Origin of the sequence: Pseudomaricurvus alcaniphilus (genome assembly GCF_011440395.1) — a bacterium.
Taxonomy (GTDB): domain Bacteria; phylum Pseudomonadota; class Gammaproteobacteria; order Pseudomonadales; family Cellvibrionaceae; genus Pseudomaricurvus; species Pseudomaricurvus alcaniphilus.
Genome location: NZ_JAAOIX010000012.1, coordinates 137513 through 162090 on the forward strand (window position 1 = coordinate 137513; position 24578 = coordinate 162090).

The 24578-nt window shown below is 48.7% G+C and carries 19 protein-coding genes; 13 read left to right on the forward strand and 6 right to left on the reverse strand.

The genetic code is table 11. The features are described from left to right. Positions 1–244: 244 nt before the first annotated feature. From G8764_RS19900 to G8764_RS19915, 4 genes are all read right to left on the reverse strand, one after another. A complete protein-coding gene (locus tag G8764_RS19900) occupies positions 245–1393 on the reverse strand; it encodes a helix-turn-helix transcriptional regulator (RefSeq protein WP_166167238.1) in 1149 nt (382 codons plus the stop codon). 253 nt (positions 1394–1646) lie between these two features. Further along, the gene (locus G8764_RS22620; RefSeq protein WP_243748919.1) at positions 1647–2354 is read right to left on the reverse strand and encodes a PEP-CTERM sorting domain-containing protein; all 708 of its coding nucleotides are present in this window, start codon (positions 2352–2354) and stop codon (positions 1647–1649) included. A 254-nt stretch (positions 2355–2608) separates the two neighbouring features. Then, entirely contained in the window at positions 2609–4021 is a 1413-nt protein-coding gene (locus G8764_RS19910) for an O-antigen ligase family protein (protein ID WP_166167241.1), read from the reverse strand. Positions 4022–4160: 139 nt separating this feature from the next. Beyond that, positions 4161–4379, reverse strand: coding sequence for a hypothetical protein (locus tag G8764_RS19915; RefSeq protein WP_166167244.1), 219 nt, complete (start codon positions 4377–4379; stop codon positions 4161–4163). A 489-nt stretch (positions 4380–4868) separates the two neighbouring features. On the opposite strand from G8764_RS19915, the gene G8764_RS19920 reads away from it, so the two are divergent. From G8764_RS19920 to fcl, 12 genes are all read left to right on the forward strand, one after another. Next, positions 4869–6317 (forward strand): undecaprenyl-phosphate glucose phosphotransferase, encoded by a 1449-nt coding sequence (locus tag G8764_RS19920; protein WP_207951989.1) that lies wholly within the window; start codon positions 4869–4871, stop codon positions 6315–6317. 689 nt (positions 6318–7006) lie between these two features. After that, positions 7007–7801, forward strand: a complete 795-nt coding sequence (locus G8764_RS19925; RefSeq protein ID WP_207951990.1) for a sulfotransferase domain-containing protein — start codon at positions 7007–7009, stop codon at positions 7799–7801. A 1-nt stretch (position 7802) separates the two neighbouring features. Continuing rightward, the gene (locus G8764_RS19930; protein WP_166167250.1) at positions 7803–9056 is read left to right on the forward strand and encodes a lipopolysaccharide biosynthesis protein; all 1254 of its coding nucleotides are present in this window, start codon (positions 7803–7805) and stop codon (positions 9054–9056) included. Beyond that, positions 9046–10299 carry a hypothetical protein gene (locus G8764_RS19935; protein ID WP_166167253.1) on the forward strand — a complete coding sequence of 418 codons (1254 nt, stop codon included), beginning with the start codon at positions 9046–9048 and terminating at the stop codon, positions 10297–10299. Before G8764_RS19930 ends, G8764_RS19935 begins: the two co-directional genes overlap by 11 nt. Continuing rightward, positions 10296–11411, forward strand: coding sequence for a glycosyltransferase (locus G8764_RS19940; RefSeq protein ID WP_166167255.1), 1116 nt, complete (start codon positions 10296–10298; stop codon positions 11409–11411). The genes G8764_RS19935 and G8764_RS19940 overlap by 4 nt, the downstream gene beginning before the upstream one ends. Before the next feature lie 1296 nt (positions 11412–12707). Then, positions 12708–13022, forward strand: coding sequence for an LbetaH domain-containing protein (locus G8764_RS22365; protein ID WP_207951991.1), 315 nt, complete (start codon positions 12708–12710; stop codon positions 13020–13022). Next, positions 13006–14568, forward strand: coding sequence for a GMC family oxidoreductase (locus tag G8764_RS19950; protein WP_166167261.1), 1563 nt, complete (start codon positions 13006–13008; stop codon positions 14566–14568). The genes G8764_RS22365 and G8764_RS19950 overlap by 17 nt, the downstream gene beginning before the upstream one ends. Beyond that, the gene (locus G8764_RS19955; RefSeq protein ID WP_166167264.1) at positions 14558–15478 is read left to right on the forward strand and encodes an aldo/keto reductase; all 921 of its coding nucleotides are present in this window, start codon (positions 14558–14560) and stop codon (positions 15476–15478) included. The genes G8764_RS19950 and G8764_RS19955 overlap by 11 nt, the downstream gene beginning before the upstream one ends. Further along, positions 15471–16382 (forward strand): glycosyltransferase family 2 protein, encoded by a 912-nt coding sequence (locus G8764_RS19960; protein ID WP_166167267.1) that lies wholly within the window; start codon positions 15471–15473, stop codon positions 16380–16382. The genes G8764_RS19955 and G8764_RS19960 overlap by 8 nt, the downstream gene beginning before the upstream one ends. A gap of 151 nt (positions 16383–16533) precedes the next feature. Continuing rightward, on the forward strand, positions 16534–17829 hold the full coding sequence (locus tag G8764_RS19965; RefSeq protein ID WP_166167270.1) for a WcaI family glycosyltransferase: 1296 nt from the start codon (positions 16534–16536) through the stop codon (positions 17827–17829). A gap of 120 nt (positions 17830–17949) precedes the next feature. After that, positions 17950–19077, forward strand: a complete 1128-nt coding sequence (gene gmd, locus G8764_RS19970; protein ID WP_166167273.1) for a GDP-mannose 4,6-dehydratase — start codon at positions 17950–17952, stop codon at positions 19075–19077. Between the two features lie 35 nt (positions 19078–19112). Next, positions 19113–20078, forward strand: a complete 966-nt coding sequence (gene fcl, locus G8764_RS19975; protein WP_166167276.1) for a GDP-L-fucose synthase — start codon at positions 19113–19115, stop codon at positions 20076–20078. 48 nt (positions 20079–20126) lie between these two features. Here the strand turns inward: fcl and G8764_RS19980 are convergent, their stop codons facing one another. Then, on the reverse strand, positions 20127–20588 hold the full coding sequence (locus G8764_RS19980; RefSeq protein ID WP_166167279.1) for a hypothetical protein: 462 nt from the start codon (positions 20586–20588) through the stop codon (positions 20127–20129). Between the two features lie 19 nt (positions 20589–20607). Beyond that, complete coding sequence (locus tag G8764_RS19985; protein WP_166167282.1) at positions 20608–21522, reverse strand: LNR domain-containing protein; 915 nt, start codon at positions 21520–21522, stop codon at positions 20608–20610. Positions 21523–21699: 177 nt separating this feature from the next. On the opposite strand from G8764_RS19985, the gene G8764_RS19990 reads away from it, so the two are divergent. Next, positions 21700–24558 carry an SdrD B-like domain-containing protein gene (locus tag G8764_RS19990; protein WP_166167284.1) on the forward strand — a complete coding sequence of 953 codons (2859 nt, stop codon included), beginning with the start codon at positions 21700–21702 and terminating at the stop codon, positions 24556–24558. The last annotated feature ends 20 nt before the right edge of the window (positions 24559–24578 follow it).

The window sequence follows — 24578 nt, forward strand, 5'->3', positions numbered from 1 at the left end:
TTGGGTCATGAATTCACCCTTTTGGGTGAATTGTTTTTGCCGGTCGGCGGCTGCGCATCTGAATGGTGCGCGACAAGCATGCTTGCACAAACTTGTTACGGTTTTCTTATGGTGTCGGATGAAAACTGACCCAATTGCGTTAACCTGCCAATTGAGCAGCAATCGATGTGCCACGGAGGGCATTTAGGTAAGAAATTTACAAAAGAATTTCAGGCAGGGCAGTTTGCTTTTTGCGCGGCGGTGGTTAAATAACCAGTGAGCCAGGCCCGGTCAGCACCAGCTTGACCAGTTCCGATTGGCGTTTGGTGTGGGTCTTCTGGAATACCCGCTTTAACTGCGAGCGCAAGGTTTCCCGGCTTACGGCATTGCTCAGGGCGAGCTCGGTAAGGGTTTTGCCGTCGGCCAATTGCGTGGCCAACGCCGCCTCGGTAGCGGTGAGATCGTACAGCCGCTCGAGAATATACTCCTGGGTGTTTTGGCGTCGCTCCGGATCAAAAATAACCACCAGCGCCCGGCCGTTGCTGGCTGCGACGGTGCGTGAATCCAGTTTGTTGGCGTAGCTGCTGACACTGAGAGAGAGGGGTGGTTTGCCCAGGTTGTTGCGGGAGATTGAAATAAAACCGTCGTTGACCGCGCCTTTGATGTTGGCGGTTTGAATGCAGCGGGCGACCAGCTTGTTGAGCTTCTCGGTTTCTTCCTCACGTTCGCTGCGCAAGCGGCCGTCACTAAGGCTGATGCCGCCACTGGTTTTCAGCAGCTGTTTGGCGACGGGGTTGGTAAACACCGCCTTGCCGGCCTCATTTAACAGCACGATACCAATGGAAAACTGCTGGTAGCGCTCCTGGGTGACATCGTGCAGCAGGGTCAGCTCGTCCAGGTAGCGGTTTATTTCAAAGGCCTGTTTTATGTGCGGGATCAACAGGTGCAGGGTGGCCAGCTGCTGGGGTTCAAACTCGCCGCGGCCCTGCTTGCGGCAAAAGCTGAGAAAGCCGTAGCTGGATTTCTTCAGGTGAAAGTAGGCGGAAGCGCCCTGTTTGACCGCGTAATAATCGTACAGCCGCTTGCTGCCATTGAGCCGGCTCAAGTGCGGGTCGAGCTCGGTATGCCCGTAAACACGTTCGGGGTCGCGGCTTAAGGTGGTGTTGATCCAGGGCCGAAAAAAACTGTTGTAGTCAAACGTCGGTTGGGAATAGGTGGGGTGGTCGTCGGTTTCCGGCGGCGTAACCACCATAAAGCTGACCTCGCGCGTGACCCGGTCACCGAGCACTATGGCGCCCAAGTCGGCGTCGATATGATGGGCAATGGTATCCAGCACCATGTGCAGGCGGGTGGCATCCGTGGCAGCGCGGTAGATCTCGCTGATCAGGTTTGAAATTGTTTGGCTATGTTCCATCAACACTACGAGCGATCCTTCGTATTTATTCGACAAGAAGCTGGACAGCAGGAGAATGGGCCAGTTTGTGGGGCTTCTACGATTGCAGAATACGAGCTCGCAGGGATGCGGTCATGATCCATTTGGGATATGGCTGAAGAAGGGGGTATTGCGGGGCAAACAGCAATTTTGGCTATATAAAAGCCGGGCCACGTGTTTGCACAAGTGGCCCGCTGCTCGCAAAGGTTAAACGCTAACGAGCAACCTTACTGCGTTAGACCTTGTTGCGGCGGCGGCTGGCCAGCAGGCCGGCCAGGCCGAGGCCGAGCAGGGCGATGGAGCCGGGCTCCGGTACCACGGCGGCGCTAAGGCTGGTCAAGCTGAAGGTGATTTCGTCAAAGTCATCGTACACCTCCACATTGTTGATGTACTTCCAGCTGTCCTTGCCCAAATAGCCAATCATGGTTGCCTGCGCGTTGGTCAGTGAAAACACCTGCTCAAGGCTGCTGCCGTTGATAAAGTCAATGCCCACAGGATCGAGCAGGCCCACGTAGAGGTAGGAGTGCTCGCCACCGAAGTTACCGTTGCCGTCGTCGTAGTCTTCGTATTCGTCATCACCTACCTGGAAATCGTCACCGATGCCGCCGTGGTCGTCCAGCAAATAGACAAAGTCCCAGGAGGAGGGTGAGCTGGGGGCAAAGCCGGTCACAAAACCGCTGTCTTTACCGAGCCCCAGGTCATTGCCGTAGAACGCTTCCCCCGGCGCGCCGCCGCCAAAGACACCATAGTATTCACCCGGCGCCTTATTGGTATTGATAAACAGTGAGCCTGAAATCAGGTCGCCGAGGTTGTAGTTGCCGGTGTTGCTGGCGATAACATTGTCAACCACACCCTGGTATTTCACTTCAATGATCTTTGCCTGGGTAATGGTGCTGACGCTCAACAGCGCGAAGAGCGATAGCGATTGAATAACTGTTTTCATGGTAGATCCTCTTGCTGAAACTGAATAAAACGAAAAGTCCAAACTGGTTGCCGGGTTGTCAGTCGTTACCGGCTGCTCCCAGGCGGTGTTATCTCTCGATCAACAGGGGCGCGCACTGAACTTCCCGGAGCGCTCAAGCACTGCCTGCTAGCATGGTAGTCAGCGTATATTTTTTAAAAATTGTGAACCTGGTCACAGAGTAGTGGCGCGCCAAGACGGCTGCATGTACCATTTGGGATATGCCAGCAGGAAAACTATTTGCTCCCCCGCTCAAAATGTTCACTCATCACCGCCAGCGCCAGCAGCACCATAAATAACGCCGCGTTGGCCGGCACCTGCAAATTAAAATCCACTGACGAATGAATCATCAGCGCCAGGATGCCCATGGTGCTGGCAAAGGCCAGGCCTTGCATCAGCTTGTCGCGGCGTTTGAACAACGCCGTGAGAGAAGATTTTAGGGCCAGCACAACAATCAATCCGAGCAGCACAAAACCCACCAGGCCAAACTCGGCAGCAAACTCCACGTAGTCATTGTGGGCGTGATCATAGTAAGTACGAATCCCGCTGCTGCTGTATTGCGGGTAAACGCTGTAATAGCTGCCGGCGCCAATGCCGGCCAACGGGTAGTCGCTGACGATGGCAAGGCTGTCGCGGGTGACGTCGACCCGCTGTTCCGTGGTGGTGGTGCCCTGCAGGCGATCGACTACTTTTTCGACGCCGAAAAAATTCCCGACGATCAATAAGTCGACAAGCAACAGGCTGCCAAAAAATATCATGCTGCCGCGGGTCACACGCCTGCGGGCAATCAGGTAGAGCAGCCCACAGATCAACAGGCTGCTAAAAAAGGCACTGTTGCCCATGCGCGAATGGGTCAACACCAGGCCGATCACCATAATTGCCAGCGCCAGCCGGATCATGATCTTGGTGCCCAGCAGCGAACGCAATAAACGCCTTGCACTATCGCGCCAGTTGATGGCGCTGCGGGTGACCATCTCCCCCAGCATCAGGCCGATACCCAGGGCCAGGCTCATTTCCAGGTAGCCCGCCAAATGATTGCGGTTAACAAAGGTACCGGTGGCGACGCCAAGATAAGTGTACTTTTCGTAGAAGAAACCGTACTCCAGCCCGGTGAGTGTCATCAATGAACCGTAGGCGGCCTGGAACAAGCCGCTGAACACAATGACCAGCAGTAACTGCTTGAGCCGCTTGCGGTTAGTGACCAGCAATAGGGTCAGGCAAAAAATAAGCAGGTAACACAGGGTGTTGGTTGTGGCTTCCCGGGTGGCTTGCGGATTGAGCGACAGGCTCGGGTAGGAGTTGGCGGCGCTGTGCACAGCAAAGGCATTGGGAGACAAAAGCTCCAGTAACGGCAGCGGCAGGGGCCAGCTCTGCATGCTCACCCACAGCAGCAGCAGCGCCAGTGGCACCAGCAGCGGCCAGGCCTTGAGGAAAACAGCACTGACGCCAACCCGGCCGCGCAAATATTGCACCAGCCACACCAGTGACAGGCTGAGCACCGCGATCTGCATAATTGCCAATGACCAGGGGCGATTGCTGCCCAGCGGCAAAGGCAGCCAGGCTAACAGCACCAAAAGCCCGTAAAACAGAACTTTATCTGCAGCAGCACGAACCTGGGTGTGGGGTTGGGAGATAGCAGCGGTGAGCATCACGTTCCGGATTCAGTGTTTTCGAGTCCCGAAAAAAAGCCCATAGGTTATATGGGCTGTAGTAAGAGAGCTCAAGTAGCCAAAATTCAAAAGCTAATTACCGTAAATCAAATTGCGCGAGCGTAAACCAACCGACAAATCAGTCCGGGCTGGCACATTCAGGGTGGCCCACGCGTTTACCGGGCTTGTTGCAGTCGTGCCCATTACCCTTGCCGTTACCGTGCGCGGTGTGGCCCCTAACGTAATCAATTGCCTCGCCAAAACCAGCCGTCTCGCCATAATTAGTGCCGCCTGCGCTCACACCCACAGACAGTAACAATGCTGCCGCCAGTGCGCTTATCTTGAGTTGCGTTTTCATGGTGCTTACTCCGTTGAATCCAGTGAATTCCGTCAATCACAGTTTTACTCAAAACAAAACCCCACGCAAAGGCTAGTGTGGAATTGCTGCACCCGTTTGGGTGAAGCGGCGGGCAAATACTTTTTCAAGCCAGGCTTGTAGCCTATATGGGCTACGGAATTAGCCGTTAGTTGCTGCACCCGGCACTTGGCTTCCAACTAGCGCCCTCATTCTTTCCCGCCTCGCCGCCAAGCAATTCTCAGAAATTTGCGTTGATTCACATTTTAACCGCCTGTTCAGTCGAGGTTTTAACCCGTTTGGGTCAGCGTATACCCCATTACATCGGCTACGCCCAAACCGTGACCCAAGTGGGTCACGCTGCAACCCCTGCCGATATTTAAAACTAACAACCACAGGCACCCTGTTCTGCGTTCTTTGCAGCACGAAAAGTTTTTTAGCTCACCCAGTCTTGCTAACAGGCTTTAAACACAAGGAGTTCGTTACTCGATCATGGAAAGCACATCACTTCCACCCATTGAACTAGAGGCCAACGGGTTTATCCCGGTCAAGCGCCTGTTTCGCTACCACGACACACTTATGGTAAGAGCGCAGCTCTATATCAGTATCGTCGCAGCCGTAGTCTGCCTGTTGGGTTTGGCTTACTGGCGCATCGGCGAAGTGGACATTCTCTACCGTCAATTGGCGGTACTGGTGGCCCTGTTGATGTTTATCATCTACAAGCTGTTCGGCGTGTTTCGGCAATCCCGCGGTCGCCTGCTGGGCACCATACAGCTGGCTAAGGCCTGGTCAGTCACGGTGCTGCTGGTACTGACCCTGGGCTTTATCACCAGGACCACCGACGAATTCTCGCGGCTGGTGATTGGCGGCTGGGTTGCACTGGGCTTTTTAGTGCAAATGGCCGGCTACCTTGTGTCTTTCCGCTTGTGCCAAAGATTCCACATGCACTTTTGCGACCCGGTGCCCACCCTGGTGGTGGGCTCACACTGGCTGGCCAAGCATCTGGTGGAAAGCCTGAACAAAAACACCTGGCTGCCCGACGAAGTTGTAGGGGTAGTGGACAACAGTTACAAAGGGCGAGATAACTGGGATAACGCCCTGGCGCCCTGGCTTGGCAGCACCCACGATATTGTCGATATCGTCAAACAAAAGAACATTCGCCGCATCTATATCGCCCTGCCGCTCAGTTGCTCCGACATGATCGAAACCATCTACAAGAAGCTGGTGGATCACAATGTGGATATTATTTGGGCGCCGGACATCTTCGCCCTGAAACTTCTGAACCACGGCGTGCGGGAAGTGGCTGGTGTACCCCTGTTGACCCTTTCGGAATCACCACTGACCCGGGAAGGCCAGGCCTTTGTCAAGTCGGCCATGGACCACAGCATCGCCTTGATGATGCTTATAGTGTTAAGCCCGTTGATGCTCGCCACCGCCATTGCGATCAAGCTGACTTCCCCTGGCCCGATTATCTACAAGCAAAAACGCCACGGTTGGGATGGCCGCATTATCGAAGTGTGGAAGTTCCGCAGCATGTACGTGCACAAGGAAGGCGAAAACACCGTTACGCAGGCGACCAAGACCGACCCGCGTATCACCAAAGTAGGCCGGTTTATTCGCCGCACCTCAATCGATGAATTGCCGCAGCTGTTTAATGTGCTTAGCGGCAGTATGTCACTGGTTGGCCCCAGGCCCCATGCAATTCAGCACGATGAGTTTTACACACAGCACATCAAATCTTACATGATTCGTTTGCGCATTAAGCCGGGCCTGACTGGCCTGGCCCAGGTAAACGGCTGCCGCGGTGAAACGGAATTTGTAGAAAAAATGGAAAAGCGGGTTGAGTACGATATTGATTATATTAACCGCTGGTCGATTTGGCTGGATTTGAAGGTGCTGATAAAGACGCCGTTTACTTTGTTGAGGAAGGATATTTATTAGTCAAGTGCTAACGCGGTCTGATCAATTCTGCAGACTCGCTGTTGCTAGATTAGAAAAATCGACATTCTGAGGGTGTATAAGTGTGCATATACATATGAACTAACAAAATCGAAAAAGTGTGGCTAACAGGTAACTAACCATATTTCCTGGTTCACTTTAATAATCTACAGTTATCGGTTGTGCTCCTCATGAGGGCCGGTTGGTCGATCTCAGTCGTTACAAAAACTGTAAAAGTAAATAGTTTTCGCTCGGGCTTGTCTTGTTGGTCAAAAATACGAGTTGATTGGATGACTGAGTTGCTCCGATTGCGACAACCATTTATCGAGATTTTTTTGTGCAAAACTTCGCCGCTATGAACCCTAGCTTTTCGACATGAAGTTGACGGTATGTCCACTGACATCAAGCTGAGCTATTTTGCTAAGGTTTTCGGATTGGCAGTCCAGTGTAAGAAAGTAGAAGCATATGTCAAAAGTACCTTTAAAAATCGCTAGCATAGCCTCTATGTTATTTATAAATGTATTAAAAGGTCTGTTGTTAATGTGTGAGTGCCAATGCAATAGAATGTACAAATTGCTTAGGCTAATACCGATTCATTAGCGGATGAAATTGATTGTCGGATACGAATACATTTCGAAAAGAGACTGAAAATTTTATTGAGCAGTTTATTGATTGCTCTAAGCGAGGTGCGTATGTCTTTCTATGCTTTAAAAATACGATTAAATCAGTTGTCCGTTTGGTCCTCACTTTTGTTCAGGTATGTATTTCCGTTAGATAGCGGTTTAGTGGTAGTTACTGGGTTTCCAAAAAGCGGGACTACGTGGGTTTGTCAGTTGGTCGCGGCAGGCCTTAGTTTTAGATTCGATAATAAGCCTATACGACCGTACCTTCGAAATGCTGTTATTCATTGTCATAGATCAATAAAGTTTCTTCACTCTGGGTTTGGTAGAAAGAAAACAGTTATTTATGTTGTTAGGGATCCTCGAGATGTAATACTGTCAGCGTACCATGCAACTATTGATAGTAGGCATAGAGTTAATAATGTAAACGAACTTACTCGAAAGGTGAAAAATCTACTTTTAGATGTTGAGAGCTTTGAGGGAGATCGGTCTAAGATAGAATTTGTGAAAGCCGCCGTAAAAAGCTTTCCTGGTAGCCCTTTGCCTTGGGGTGAGCATGTTGATCAAGCTCTATCGAAAAAATGCGTAGTAATAGTCCGGTATGAGGATATAGTTGCAGGTAATAAGGATGAGTTGAAAAAAATATTTAATCTAATGGGGAAAGACCTAAGTGATCAAGTAGTTACTGCGATATTGGATGATTACCACTTCGATAGAAAACGAAATGAAACAAAGGGAGTAAAATCACAGAGTGGATACTATCGATATGGGCGCTCGGGAGGACATAAAAAAGATATGCCGCAGGAGGCTGTCGCGTTAATAGAAGAAAAGTTTGAATCGCAAATGAAGATCTTTGGGTACTTATAATATGAGTGTGTTTTTCTTAAAAGCACTCGGTGCAATAGGTGCTCTATGTTTTGCGCTTTTTGCAAAAAAAGTTTTGCCAATAGATGTTGTTGCAGATGTATTTTTAGCGTACTCAATTGTAAATATTTTGTCGGTCGCATATCGATTTGGTAGTGAGGCGGCATTGCTAAAAGTAATACCGTTATTGAATGAAAGAAAAGACTATCAATCAATAAGATACTATGCCGTACTAAGTTGCCGAAAGGTTTTCTATATCTTTATTGTGTGTGTAACTATTTGTGTAATATCAGGGGTATTCTTTTCAATTAGTTACACATATTATTATTCTATCACCCTAGCATTACTATGGTCATTGTTGTATGTGCTTGGAAATATTTTTCAAAGCATAAATAGACCGGTGCTCGCAATTTTCTGCATGAATATAAGTCTACCGTTTGTTTTTTGTTTATCGTTAACAGCATATTATTTTAATTTTATAAGTATAGCTCGTGAAATATTTTTGCTAACCGGATTATGTTTGCTCATTTTTCTGTTGGCAGCGATTAGAGTTTATATCCAAGTAATTCCCACCGTTATTGGTGACCGCAGCGAAATTCAATGTAGTGAAGATTATACATATATTAGTCGAAATACTTTCTTAGGCTCTGTATCACAGCAAGTAATTCAGTGGTTTACCCCTTTAATCGCAGGAGTGTACTTAGAGCCCGAAGCATCTTCTGCTTATTTTTTCTCACAAAGGGTTGCGTTTTCCGTTGGTTTTCTTCTTGTGGTTGCGAATTTTAAAATATTACCTTATGTCTCATTAGCGGTTGCAAAAGGGAATATCTATTTAGCGGTTCTAGAGCTAAAAAAAGCAAATTTTATAGTGGCGCTGCTAGGACTTATTTGTTTGATCGTGATTGGGTTTTCTGCTGGCGTCATATTGGATTTTGCAGGCTATCGTGCAGATGGCCTTGAGAAGGTGCTAATTGTTTTGCTGGGAGCACAGTTATTCAATGTTTTGACTGGTAGTATTTCAAATTTGTTGAATATGGTTGGGTTGTCTAAATATGGAATGTTTGCAATCGTAATATCGTCATTAGTTAACGTGGGATCGTGTGTCTTGCTAATAAATTTTTGGGGTGAAATTGGACTGGCTGTTTCTGTAGTAATATCTGTTGCGGTTTTAAATGTCACTCAAGTAATAATTCTTTATTGGAAAGAAAAAATATTGTTTAGTCCGTTTCTCATTGGGGGGAAGGGTCTTGCTCGATAGTAATTATGGTTTTCTTTGGTTTCTTATGCTCGCTATTGGTATTAGCGTCAATTTTTTTTGTATTGTTAGGTTTAAGCGTTTTGATCTGCTTTCGTTAAGTGTTGCGTTTATACTTGTGCAAATATTTATTTTTTTGGGTGGGTTCATAGTATACGCATTATTAAGCGATGATTTTTTTAACAGCCTAAGTTTTCCACTGTATGTATTGAATCGTCTTTTATTTGGTTTGTTTATATTTACTTTCGGTGTGCTTTGGGCGGGAAGAAAAGGAGGGCTTCCTTCGTTTTCTCTTGGTGTTGGGCTTGTAAGCCTAAACCCTGGGTTTGTATTTTTGTTGGCCATGGTTTTTTTAGTTGCTAGTGTGAGTCTGATTGGGGTTTCGGATATTATGCAGCGGGATGTTTATGAGACGGGTCAGAGTGTGAGTAATAAGTCGCTTAGAGCACTAGCCGAAATGCTGACACCTATAGCACCCTTCATGTTGGGATTTGTTTACGCAAAGGGCCCGCAGAGCCTTAAGGTTGGTGCCGTAATCATTTTCTCTCTTTACTTACTTTATTATATTGGTATGACTACCAGGTTTTTGGCGATCACGCCACTTCTCTTTGTTGTTGGTGCATGGTTTGCTAATCCGGAATGGAAGAATAAGGGGCGATGGTTGCTATTTGCCGTCGTGTTGTTCCCGTTGCTTCTGTATATACCGCTTAATAGTAGAGCTATGGATGAACAAGGTATTATTCCAGTAACAAATTGGCTGTTTAATGGGGCAGGAAGTCAATTTGGTATTGGTTATGATAGTGTTTGGTTTCGAATGCTAAGAAATTTCTTTCATGGGTTTTACGCTACTACAGAAACTTTTTCAAGTTGGCCAAGTATTCCGATTAAGTACTTTTGGGTAAGCGTCAATCCTCTGCCAGGAAGCGTTGTTGGTTGGTATGACTTAGCTCTAGATTTACGTGTAAATAAATTTGTTCCATTTAATGTTTATGGAGAGTTGATGGGGCGCGGGTATTTTTTGAGTTGTCTATTTTGGTTGGTGCTAGGCTTTGTTTTTGCTTCGATTGATATAAAAACTAGAGATGTAGATATAAATGCAATCATACGAATCTTGGCTTATATGAGTGTGATGATGTTTGTCATGCTTTCATTTCAATATAATTTAAGGTCTGCAGTTAGATTTATCTATATTTCGATATTTTTTATTACCATGGGGCATTTATGGGGGAGGTGGAGGCATGTATGAAGATTTTAGTTTTAACAAACGGGTTGTCTAGGAACGCTGGAGGGCTTTTTTACTCGGTAAGAAACTTATCAATTGAGATCAATAAAATCGAGGGTTTTGAAGTTGAGGTCGTTGGTTTGAAAGATGAGTATTTCGATGAAGATTATAGATCTTGGGATGGTGTTAAAGTAAGGGCGTTTAGAAGTATACGATTTTTTAAAAAATTTGATTTTTCCTTGAGCTTATTCTTTTATGTTCTTCGGTCAAGGGCTGATTTAATTCATTTGCACGGTGTTTGGAACTTTGCTTCTCTGACGCTGTTGGTTCGATCCTTGATCAGGAAAACAATATATGTAGTGTCACCACGTGGAATGCTTGATGAATGGATTTTTACGAAAAATCCATTGATTAAATCACTATATTGGCGCCTTTTTGAGCGTAAATTAGTCACTAATTCATGTTTTGTTCACGCTCTTAATAGAAGTGAGGCTAGTTCTGTAAAAAAGTTACTGCCATCGGTAAGCGTTGTTGTAAGTCCCAATGGAGTTGCTGGCTTAGCCAAGCTCGATAGAAACTTCGAATCAATAGAAAAGAAAATGATTTTTATTGGAAGAATTGATCGTAAGAAAGGAGTTCTAGAGTTAATTTACGCATGGTCAAAAATTTCTCAATACAATAACTGGTCTCTAGATATATATGGTTGGGGAAGTAGTAATTATATAGAGGAAGTTAAGGCCGCTATTAGTTCTTTGAAAGTCAATAATGTAAGGCTTTATGGTTCATTGTACGGTGATGAGAAAGTAAATGTTTTAAATAATTCTGACGCGTTTATATTGCCGTCTTTCAGCGAGGGGCTTCCCATGGCCGTACTTGAAGCTTGGGCTTATGGGCTGCCAGTTTTAATGACAAGGGAATGTAATTTGGAAGATAGTTTTGATTGTGGGGTGGCATTTAAATTGAGCTTAGGGGATGGGCTACATCAAGATATTTCGCGCTATTTGAATGCAAACCAGGAATTTCAAATGGAGATGTCAAAAAAGGCGTTAGCTTATGTAGAAAAGAGGTATTTGTGGTGTGAGATAGCCAATCAATTTTCTCGCTATTACTTGGAAGCAAAAGCAGCAGACAAATAAATAATATGGAATCTGGATGTAAAAAAGTCTTGCTTTTATAAGAGTGGCGAGAGGAACTATTGTGGATTTTTGTATAAAATATACTGCGTCTGATTAAATCCTGACTGAGTAATAAAGGGGCTTTATAAAAGGTAAAGCCAGAATTTATCTGCGCATTTTTATCTTTTTATTATACACATTTTGTAACTCATTTGGTTCACGATCTAATAGAGTTTTATCAGTACCCTCAAGAGCACTGAGATTCAATGGCAGTTTTTATTGTCGATAGTTTATACGGCTTCGGTATTTGGGGTAATGGCTTCGTGACAATATTGGCTTATGACTTAAATTGTTTGGCCGAACTGATTGGAATGGGTAAGTACGCTGGGAAGTTGCCTCGATGGCACGATAAGATGTATAGCGTATTGCATATCTTTGAAGCATTGATTGATCCCAAAAAATGGCAAGCGAGTAAATCTTACTGAGCCTGTCATTATACTAAAATGCGTTTTTTGATGCTGTGGTTCAGCATTAGACCATCTTATTGCTTGTGCGGTCTAGCATGTGAATCCCGCTGTTACTTGTAGCGAGATTTAACTCGTCTAGTGTTGTGCTATTGATTAGCAAGTTTCACTGGAGTGCAGTAGCTATTATCTTTATGGGGGGCTGCTCGCTCTGTAGTCAACTTATACAATTTTCAGAGAAGCTAACTGGTACGAAGTCGGCATTTCGAACTTGCAGATTAGCGATTGATAGTATGTTTGGTCTAGGAGTTATTTAGTTTCATGAGGTTGCGGCTTCCGCCAAGAAAATCTAAATGAAGAATTAAAGTATTTGTTATATTTGAAAAGTAAACAAAAGTTTGTTTTCAACAGTTAAAGCCCTTGATCGCTCACAGAGCCTAACGGTAGTAATTTGAAACGAAATTTAATAAATAGTTTCTGGTGTATATTGCCAGCTATTTCAATTTTTGCAGCAGCAGATGGCTAGATTAGTGATCAAGCGGTATGTTTATAGGCGTCTCCGGAAGTTAACTCAATATATTGTTTGCTGCGAGGCTTGATAGTTGTGGTCAAGAAAAAATCTAGCTTACACTCACCTGTATTTAGTCTTCGCAATAAGGCGGTTAGGGTTATTTGGGGGCTAATATATAGTACATTTTTTAGATGGAGCCCTCCGCCGCTATTTGGGTTTCGCCGCACTTTACTTCGATGTTTTGGCGCTAGGGTAGGCGCCAATGTTCTCGTTTATCCAACAGCTAGTGTCTGGTTACCTTCCAATCTTGCGGTGGGGAACGGAGCGACGTTGGGGCCAAGTGTGAAGATTTACAATCAGGGGGTTATAAAAATTGGTTCCAATGCCATTATCAGTCAAGGAGTCCACATGTGTGCAAGCACACATGATTACAACGACCCGCTTCACCCGCTGATTTTGGCACCAATTACCATTGGCGCTAATGCTTGGATCTGTGCTGATGCATTTATATGCCCCGGTAGTGCTGTAGGCGAAGGGGCGGTTGTTGGTGCCCGGGCTGTGTTAACAAAAGACGCGGCCGCTTGGGGGGTTTATGCAGGCAACCCCGCGGTAATGATTAAACATAGAAAGGTATTTTCTGATGACAGCAATGTTTGATATTGGCATTGTTGGTGCGGGGATCGCAGCTAATGCACTTCTAGAGGAAATTGTCCGTGTACCTGGTATTAGAATCGCAGTATTTTATGGCGGCAGCGAAACTGAGAGAGTTGATAGCAAGGATACAGTCACAGAGAATCATCACCCTTTAAGGGAGTGTAGCAATGCAGTCTTTGGAGGGACTTCAAAAACATGGGGCGGGCGTTGTGTTGACTACGACGACATAGATTTTATAGATAGAAGCTATATAAATGCAAAGTGGCCCATAACCAAGAGCGATTTAAAGCCCTTCTATTCTAAAGCATGTGAGTTTTTAGAGATTGGCAATCCTGAATTTAGTGCTGTTCGAGAAAGCGCCTGTACAGTCCAAGAGCATGGTTTTACTACTACTAAACTTGAAAGATGGAGCTTGCCTCTTCGTATACAGTCGCGCATGAAAGCTATAGGTAAGTGGGAAAATGTGACTCTAATTGGAGGGTTTCATGTAGCCAGAATTGAGTCGGTTTCGGATGGGTATAGATTAATATCATCAAAAGAATCACAGTCAGCGATAGTATGTAAGATATGTGTAGTTGCTGCTGGTGGGTTAGGCTCTACAAAGCTAGCAATTAATTCAATGAGAAATGAGGCGTTCCCTCTCCTTGGTAAATGCTATCAGGGACATCTGTCAGGAAAAATTGCTAATATTATCTTTAATCAGCCTGCCTCGGTAGATTATGGGTTTCGTAAGGATGGTGAGGTTTATACGAGGTGGCGGTTCCAGCCCACTGCGAAGCATGTATTAGATAATAAATTATTAAATTGCGCGCTTTGGGTCGATAACCTGCCTTTATATGACCACAAGCATGGCAACGCAATTTTATCATTTGTGTACCTTTTGTTTTCCGTGCCTATCCTCTCAAGATTTTTAGCGCCACCATCTATTCGCAAAGCTTTGCTTGGTGCGCAGAAGTGTTTATATAAGGCGCATATTCGTAATGTTTTTACGGGTTTTCCATCCGTTATATTTTTTGCAGTACCATTTTTTTTTAAGCGATATGTTTTTAGAAGGAAAATACCGGGGTTCTTCTTATTTTCACCCGGTGGGAAATATGCACTTCATTTCCACTCTGAGCAAGAGCCTCGATTAGATAATGAGATTATAAAAAATGAAAAAGATTATTTTGAAATAAAGTATAGCTTTTCAGATACGGATTGCGAGTCGGTACTTAGAACTCACAAGTTGCTTGAGAAATACTTGGTTGAATTAGGAATAGGTCGATTAGAATATTTTTCTGACGATGAGAAAGAGCTTAAAAATTTGATGAAAAAAAAATGCCAAGATGGTATTCATCAGATTGGTACCACTCGTATGGCTGAGAGTAAAAAAGATGGCTTTGTTGACAGCGATCTTCAGGTGTTTGGCTACGATGGTTTATATGTGCTGAGCTCAGCGGTTTTCCCTACATCCAGCCAAGCCAATCCCACTTTTCTTTTAGTAGTATTGGCAAAAAGATTGGGTGCATTGCTAAGTGCAAAAGTTATGAGTGGTGAAAATGTATATTGATAAGGTTGGTCTTGGTTGCGCCTCGATGTTAGGGCGGTATGGAAGGTCGGATTCTACCAGAATTTTGGAGCATGCTTACGGGAAAGGTATTCGTCATTATGATGTCGCGCGGTCGTATGGTTATGGCGAGGCCGAAGCATTGATCGGCAAGGTTTTGTTTAAGAAAGAAGGTGTTTTAATTTCAACAAAATTTGGGGTTTTACCTTCTCGAAGAGCTAAATATTTCTCCTTCGCTAAGCCTATCGTTAGGCCTTTTATTAAAAAAAATGTACCTGGATCGCTAGAGGTTAAATATCAAAATAGCAATATTATTGACAGGAATCTTTTGCTGAATAGTCTAGATAAATCTTTAAAAGAGCTTAGACTAGACTCTCTACATCGCCTGTATATCCATGAGCCTGCAGCTAATTGGGTTTTAAGCCATGACTTATTTGATGCTCTCGAATCCATAAAGCAATCGGGAAAAATTGAACAGTGGGGAGTGTCAGGATATTTAGATTCTGTTAATGAAATAGCAAAAAATGAAACCAACGGACGAGTTGGTTTATACCAAACTAATCTCAATGTTTTATCCTATTCCCAGTTTAGAGAATTTATGGTTAATCCTATAGAGTCTGTGTTTTCGCCATTTCATCGTGGTTATGTGATTCAGGTTCTAGAAGCGTTTCGAAAAAATAAAAATTTTGTTAGGAGATTTGATGCAAAAAATAATGTAGGGTTTTTGTCTAGGTCTTCAGCTTTTTGGGCAATTTCTTTGCTGGTCGCTGTAACGAGATATAGAATTATTCTGGCTACCGATAAAATTATATCTCTTGATGAGAATTTAACTGCGGTTGATTACGGTCTTAGTATTGAGGCTGACGATGCTCTTTATGCAATTGAGCTAATGTGGGAGCATTCTCATGCTTAGTGTGGTTGTTTTAACCTATAACGAAGAGATCCATATTGAACGATGTGTTCGCAGTCTAAAACCCATCGCTAAGAACATTTTTATTGTGGACTCTTTTTCCTCGGACAAAACGGTTGATATATGTGAATCACTCGGGGCTAAAGTATTTCAGAGAGCATGGAAAAATTATGCTGATCAATTTCAGTGGGGGCTGGATAATTGTCCAATAGACACTGAATGGGTCATGAGAATGGATGCGGATGAATATATTGAGCAAGATTTGATAGATGAATTGCCGCGGAAGCTTGCCGAAGTGTCAAATGGGGTTGCAGGATTCTATATTCGTCGAAAATATTTTTTTCTCGGGCGCTGGATAAAACGCGGTGCTGTATACCCTCTAAATTTAATGCGAATTTGGCGGACAGGTCAGGGCCGAATTGAAAATCGTTGGATGGATGAGCATATAGTCTTAAGTGGTACAGGTATAACCGCGCAGCTTAATGGCCATATAGTCGACGATAATTTAAACAATACTCGCTGGTGGACAGATAAGCATAATAAGTACGCAGACAGAGAAATGATAGATATCCTGGATCGAAAATATCTGCTTTTTTCTTCTGACGACGCTTTAAAGTCTAATCAGGAGAGTTCGCAGGCGAAGATAAAACGCGTGGTCAAGGAAGGAGTGTACAACCGACTTCCAGTATTCATAAGGCCCTTACTCTATTTTCTATATCGTTATTTTGTTCGTCTGGGATTTCTGGATGGGGTGCGAGGTTTTGCGTTCCATTTTTTTCAGGGGTATTGGTACAGATCTTTGGTAGACTTAAGAGTATTTGAAGCAGAAAAGATCCTGTCTGGCGCTTCGGATAATAATGAACGTATTGCTCGATTAGAGGTGCTAACCGGACTATCGCTTCGATAACCCGCTTCATTTGTTTTGATACTATTTGTAGCCTGTTTGGTACACGAAATCATTGAACTATATAGGTAATCTCGACAGCGTGGCCTTTTTATTGCCGAATTTGATGTAATGAGTCCACATAAAGGATTCAGTAATTCAGGACGACGCTCCCGTGAAGATACTACTCTATGGTTTGAACTACTCTCCCGAACTTACCGGTGTCGGCAAATACACTGGCGAGCTGGGCAGTTGGCTGGCCAGCCAGGGCCATGAGGTTCACGCCGTTGTTGCGCCGCCTTACTACCCGGAATGGAAAGTCAATAAGTCCTACCGGGTCTGGTGGTATCAGAAGGAAGATATCGATGGCGTTGCCGTTCATCGCTGCCCGATCTATGTGCCCAGCAAGCCCCACACCCTGACTCGCCTCCTGCATTTGATCAGTTTTGCCTTTACCAGCCTCTTTGTCTTGCTAAGAAAGTGGTTCTGGAAACCTGATGTCATTATCGTTATGGAGCCCACCTCGTTTTGTAAGCCAGGCGCATTGATGTTGGGCAAGCTCACTGGCGCCAAAACGGTACTTCATATCCAGGATTTTGAAGTCGACGCCATGTTGGGGCTCTGCATGATGAATCTGGGCAGGGTAGAGGGCTTGGTGCGGGGCATTGATAATTGGCTGATTCGGAAATTTGACGTGGTCTCCAGTATCTCTCTCAGCATGCTGGAAAATGCCCGCCAAAAGGGGGCCGCAGAAGACGCGCTCTATTTATTACCCAACTGGTCGGATACGGATTTTATCAACGCCACTACCAGTGGTGACGCTCTGCGGGCGGAGTGGGGTTTTGCTGCCAATGACCAGGTGGTGCTTTACAGCGGCAACTTGGGCCAAAAGCAAGGGCTAGAGATTGTGTTGGAGGCCGCCGGCGCATTGCGCAACCGACCGGAGATCAAGTTTGTCCTGGTCGGTGCCGGTGGTAACCTGGAACGGTTGCAAGCCCAGGCCCAAAGCCTGAATCTTGACAACGTGTTCTTCGAACCGCTGCAGCCCTGGAGTCGCGTACCCCAATTGCTGGCTATGGCCGATATTCACCTGGTGGTGCAGCGCAAGGGTGCCGCGGATGTGGTGTTGCCCTCCAAGCTGACTAATATTCTCGCCGCCGGTGGCCACGCGCTGGTGACCGCCGAGGCGGAGACAGAGCTCGGGCGCCTGGCAAAAATGCACCCGCGCATTTACACCCTGGTGGAGCCCGAGAATCCGCCCGCTTTTATCTCTGCCTTGAGCGATATGATCTATGCCAGTATCGAGCGCCGGCAAGTCAGTAGCCCTGGCGCCAGAGCCGTAAACTCCGTTGCCCGGCGCTATGCAGAAGAGTATCTCAACCAGGACAATATTCTGGCCGCATTTGAGCAGGAATTGCTGCGCCTGGTCTCAGCGGAAGCCGATGTGGCAGAGGCAAATATCCAGGTCTAGCGTAGGCCAAATGGTTCATGTATCTACAGATGTAAATTCATACACTCATAGCCAAGATTTCATTACAACGATTCGAATTCTCCGCTATTGGAGAGCGGGGATCCTGGAGAGTGAGTGAGCATGCAACCGAATAAAAAAGTGGCGTTAATCACCGGAGTAACCGGGCAGGATGGTTCTTACCTGGCTGAATTCCTGCTGGAGAAGGGCTACGAAGTGCACGGCATCAAGCGCCGCTCTTCCATGTTCAACACCGAGCGGGTTGATCATATCTACCAGGATCGCCACGACGGCAATGTCAACTTTCACCTGCACTACGGTGACCTGACGGACTCCTCCAACCTGACCCGCATTCTCAGCGAAGTACAGCCCGACGAGGTGTATAACCTCGGTGCCCAGTCCCACGTGGCCGTGTCGTTTGAAGCGCCGGAATACACAGCCGATACCGATGCGCTAGGCACCTTGCGCCTGCTGGAGGCCATCCGCTTTTTAAAGCTGGAGAAGAAGACCAAATTCTACCAGGCCTCCACCTCGGAATTGTATGGCCTGGTGCAGGAAATACCGCAGAAAGAGACCACCCCGTTTCACCCCCGTTCACCTTACGCAGTGGCAAAAATGTACGCCTACTGGATTACGGTTAACTACCGCGAGTCTTACGGTATGTATGCCTGCAACGGCATACTGTTTAACCATGAATCGCCGCGCCGTGGTGAAACCTTTGTTACGCGCAAGATTACCCGGGCCCTGGCCAATATTTCCCAGGGGCTGGAAAAGTGCCTGTATCTCGGCAATATGGATTCGCTGCGCGACTGGGGCCATGCCAAAGACTATGTGCGCATGCAGTGGATGATGCTGCAACAGGAGCAGCCGGAAGATTTTGTGATTGCCACCGGCAAGCAGATTTCCGTGCGCCAGTTTGTCACCATGGCGGCGCAGGAGCTGGGGGTTACCCTCAAGTTCAGCGGCACCGGGGTTGATGAGCAGGCAGTCGTCACCCGGGTTAGCGGTGACAAGTGCCCGGGTATCGCGCCCGGTGATGTGATCGTCAAGGTTGACCCGGAATATTTCCGCCCCGCCGAGGTGGAGACCCTGTTGGGCGACCCCACCAAAGCCAAGCAGAAGCTGGGCTGGGAGCCGGAGATCACGGTCGAGGAAATGTGTGCCGAGATGGTGCAGTCAGATCTACAAGTTGCCCGCCAGCACTCGCTGTTGCGCGCCAACGGGTTTCATGTGAACGTGGCGGTGGAGTGATCTTTTTCCGCTTGATGGATGCAGACTGACTGACTATGGCTAAGAAACGAATTTTTGTCGCCGGCAACAATGGCATGGTGGGTTCGGCACTGGTGCGCCAGTTGCAGATCCAAAGCGGGGTGGAACTGGTGCTGCGCGAGCGCAGTGAGCTCAACCTGTTGAACCAGGCCGCAGTGGCCGACTTCTTTAATAGCGAGCAGATTGACCAGGTGTACCTGGCCGCGGCCAAGGTGGGTGGCATTCACGCCAACAACACCTACCCGGCGGACTTTATCTACCAGAACCTGGTGCTGGAGTGCAATATCATTCACGCCGCCCACAGCGCCGGTGTCAATGACCTGTTGTTCCTAGGCTCATCCTGCATCTACCCGAAACTGGCTGAGCAACCCATGCGCGAGACGGCCCTGCTCACCGGCCAGTTGGAGCCCACCAACGAACCCTACGCCATCGCCAAGATTGCCGGCATCAAGATGTGCGAGTCTTACAACCGTCAATACGGTCGCAATTACCGCAGTGTTATGCCCACCAATCTCTACGGTGAGAACGACAATTTTCATCCCGAGAACTCCCACGTTATCCCGGCCTTGATGCGGCGCTTCCACGAGGCCAAACTGGCGGACGCACCGGAGGTGGTGGTGTGGGGCAGCGGCACACCCAAGCGCGAGTTTTTGCACGTGGACGATATGGCCGCCGCCAGCATCTATGTGATGAATCTCGACCGCGCCACTTACGAGGCCAACACCCAGCCCATGCTCTCCCACATCAACGTGGGCACCGGCGAAGACTGCACCATCCGCGAAATGGCCGAAACCATGGCGCGGGTGGTGGGTTACGAGGGCAAGCTGGTGTTTGACAGCAGCAAGCCCGACGGCGCGCCGCGCAAACTGATGAGTGTCGACCGCCTGGCGGACCTGGGCTGGCGCTACCGCATCGGCCTGGAGGATGGCCTGCGCGTCACCTACCGCTGGTTCCTGCGTCACCAGGATGATTTTCGGGGCTGAGTTAAGCCCCTTCCAGCCAGCCTGGTTATCGCTGCTCGTTATTAACCGCTAGCGTTTAATCCCCACAAAATGCACCACGGCTTCGGTGTCGGTGCTGTCAAACCCCGAGATGGACATAACCGTTTTGCCGCGGTCGAGTTGTGCCTGGTCGATGCGGATCGCGAAACCACACTGCTGTAACTCGGGGTCACAATAGTTGATGCGGCCAGTGATGCGACAGCCGGCATTGAGGTTGAGGTTGCCGCCGGTCAGGTTGACGGTGAACACGCCCTCAGGGACTCGGGCTTTGCAGGAGGAGGCGTTGCCAAGGATGGAACCGCTGGCATTGATTTTGATTTTGCAGAAATCCGTTTCTAAAAAGGAGGATTCCAGGGTATCACCGGAAAAACCGTTCAGGTACCAGATGCCGGCGAGATTGGCTTGCACGCAAACCGCTGCGCTCATATGGGAAAACGAGATAAAAAACAAAAGCAATAGTAGTTTTCTTGTTGCCGAAATGTAGTTATCCATTTGATTTTCTCCTCAGGAGTTAATCAAGGTCGGAGCAATCCCCTCCGTCAAAACTACATTGGCTATTATTGCAGGCTGTATCGCAAAAACTGTCGCCAATCTCAACTAATTCACACCCGGGCGCGCACCGACTCTGTTGCAGTTCGAGAATGACTTCCTGATCCAGGGAGTCACAGTCGCCATCGTCATAGTTGCACGTCGCCAGGTAGCAGTCAACGTCGCAAACCCCATTGCCGAGATCCTTCACCAGGCAGGCGGGGGAGCATTCAGCCTGGTCTACGGTTGTGCGCATATCCTGTGGCGCCTGTTGTTGTTTTTTGGCCCGGCGCTGCTCGCGCTTTTTAGCCGGCAGCTCGGCCATAACGCCGATGGGGCTGCCGTCAATATGGGCGGCTTGTTTGGCCTGCTGTTGGGTAACGGGCAGCAGTGGCCAGGCCTTTAGCTTGAGTTCGGTATTGATGCAGTCTGCGGAGTTGTTGCTGAGACTAAACATGGATTTTAGCGACACAGTTTGCATGGCGCTGTATTTCTCGATCTGCAGCAGTTCGCCGGAATGGGGTGATTGACCGATGCTGCCGGGAAACGGGTAGCTGAGTGTGGCCCCGGTCAATTGCGGATGAAAGAAGCGCCGGCCGCGGCAGTCTGGTTCGGTAAAATAGAGCCGCTCCAGCAGCGCAATGTGACCGCTGAGGGTTGCGCCAATCATATCGCCACCGTCCGTGATCAGCAGCACCCCCGGTTCGTAACCCGCCAGCCCCCGGATGCTGGTCATGCCGCCATAGAGCCCCAGTGTGTTGCCGGCGCGGTCGGTAATCACCGGCGCGGTTGGTGTGGCCGGCTTTTGTTTTTCTGTGGAGACCAACCCCTGCGCACCGGGGTGCTGGCTTGAGAGGCCGAGCAGTAGTAACAGGCATATTCGGTAACAGTACTTCATCTTGTGCGTACTCCCGGGCCGTGGCGCTTGGTGTGCTGGTAACGGTAGCGTAGTAAAAGTGTAATTTAATAATGGCATCTAATATAGCAAGTTGTCGCCTCCTGTTTTGACGCAGCGGACCCGGTCCCTTATCGTCACTGTGCTCGTCACTTTGGGCTTAAAACAGGGAATGGAAAAATGAAAATACAAACGGAAGTTGCAAATCGCCCCGCATACGGGCGCGGTGTTTTTTTTCTGGTGATGACTTTGGTGCTTATGCTGTGCGGATTCCAAGTCCAGGCAAAACCCGCCACCAGCAATGTCACTGTGCATTACACACTGGCGCCGGTTGACGACGGCAGCTGTACGATACGAGATAAAGACACCAATGAGGTGCTGGCGGGGCCGCTGCAGACTCACCGCGGCTCGGTTATGTTCAAGAAGTTGCCCGCCGATCTGCACTGGGTGTTGGTGCAATGTGAAGGTGGTCAGTATACCGACCAGGCCAGCGGCGAGCAGCAGGATGCGGTAATGTTGCGCACCTACGCCGATATTAGCGGCAAGAAGTCCTCGGTCTCTGTCACACCGCTCACTGAACTGGTGGTGCGAGAGCTCGAAATATACGGCCTCGATGTGGCCGCGGATTTCCTGGCGCTGCTGGCCAACCTGGCCGCGGCGTTTGGCTTGCAGGGCACCGACCTTGTGGCTACTGAGCCGCGGGACATGAATTTCCACAAGAACAATGGCCGGCCGCAGGATCGTTACGGCGCGATGCTGGCGGCCATTTCCCAGCTGCAAGCGGACATGGCGTCCAGCTCAGTGATTGATGCCATCGACCTGTTGAGTGGCGGCATCGCCAATAACGGTTTCTTCGATGACGAGTTTATCCGCAGTGCCCTGTTGGATGCGCTGGAAAATGCTCACCTCAATGATCGGCTCGCCAAAAACATCGGCTCAGATGATGAGTTTCATGAGTTGCATCATGAGATCCTGCTGGCGCCGCTGCTATCGCAAGTGGAATATGTGCACGCCGATCATCCCGATGCCGCAGTAGGGGAGGCGTTCACCAAAATCCAGGCCAATGAGCGGTCGTTGTTCGATGTTGTGGGCAAGCACCTGTCACTGCGGTTGAATATTACCCTGGGCGGAGAGCGCTGCCGGCTGCGCGATTTGCAGCATACACACACCAGCCACAGTGATTCAGAGCTGGACCTGCTCTATGCCCAGTGCCCTCCTCAGCCGGAAGGCACGGCCGACCTGGTAGTGATGGATGGGGAGCGGGTGGAAATCACGGTCCCAATCGAGGTGGTAGATTTCAATGCCCCGGCGCCGATGCTACAGAGTCGCAGCATGAGTTTTGCGACTGCGACTGCGGTCACCGGCAGCAGCACGGTTCATGGCCATATTAGCGCTGAGGCGCCCGGCGTTTTGAGCAATACCACCGGCGCGCATTCCTACAAGGCGGCGGACCTGGAAATCTTTAACGTCGCGGGCGTCACTGTGGAGTTGGTGGACCGCAATGGCACGGTGCTGGCGACCACGACCACCGACGATGCCGGTGCCTACCAGTTTGCCAATGCCCCGGCGGCCACGGATGTGGCGATTGTGGTGAAAGCCCATTTGCAAAAGCAGCGCACCACGCCCGGTGTGGGCCCGCAATACAATTTCTGGGTGCGGGACAATACCAGCAGCAGTCAGCCGCGCTCGCTGTACCAGGTGAAGTCGAGCTATGTGACCACGCTGACTGACGCCGGCAGCAGTAACACTATTGACCTGCGCGCCAAGATCGGCTTTGACGAAGCCGGGCATGTGACCAGTGAAGCCATGCGCCAGTCCGCGGCTTTCTCGATCCTCCGGGTTGTGAAAAGCTCGGTCAAGGCGCTGGAGAGTGCCAACCCCAATCTCGAGCTGCCGGAGTTAAACCTCTACTGGTCGGGCAAGAATATCGCCGTTAGCGGTGACAGGGCCAAAGGCCAGATCGATACAACCCACTACGATGCCAGCGGTTTGGCACCGGGTATCTACGTTCTGGGCAAGGCGGATGTGGATACGGACGAGTTCGATCGCGGGGTGCTGGGGCATGAGTTTGGCCACTATTTGCAAGCGCAGTTGGCGTTTTCCGACAGCCCTGGTGGGTCACACAGCGATAGTGAATTCAAGGATGCCAGCCTGGCGTTTGGCGAGGGTTACGGTACCGCACTGGGTGGGCTGCTTGCCGAAAGCAATATCTACTGTGATGCCTCTGGCTTGAAGCAGACCGATACCTATTGTATCGATTTGAACCTGCCCGTTGCCGCGAGCCATCCCAATGGTTTTTATTCGGAAGCCGCCAACATCCACCTGCTCTACGGTATTGGCAAGCTGCCTGGCAAGGGCGTTCCCGCTTTCTTTAACGCGGTATCTGAACTGAAAAACAATGTTCACTCGGCCACCGTGTTTGCGTTCTTGCACAACTACTTGAGTGCTAACCCTGACGTTGCTGGTAGTGTCGACCAGCTGATGACGGTGGCTAACATCAAGACATCGGACCCGTTCGGCACTCTGCCAGCCGGCACGGCGGCGGACCCGGCGATCAGTGCGACAGTTAACCAGGGTGAGGCAACGACCGGCGCAAATGATCTCGAGAAGATTTATCTACCCCTGGCGGTCAATAGCCCATCAGCCCCTGCTGCCAATAAGCCGGCCGTGGTGATAACTGCCAATGCGCCTTCATTTTGCATCAATCACAACTTGCAGGGCGCCAACAGTCACAACGGCCTCGGTATGAGCCGGCGTTTCAGTTTTACCCCCGCGTTTACCGGCGGCGTTGCCCTGCGAGTGGAAAACGGGCTTGGACATGAGTTCAGTATCCAGTCCTCGAGCTTTAGTGTGCGTGATGACGCCGGGGCAGACGTTCATGTTTGGGATTACAGTGGTCCTGACCAAAGCAACTACTATGGCGAAATTGACGTCACTGCCGGGCAGACCTACTCGGTGTTGTTTCATGTCTGGGAGCCCGATGTCATACCCAAGGGCAGCGCCTGTGGCTACAAGCCGGTGCTGGGCCGGATCTATTAGGGCTCGGTTGTTAGGGATTG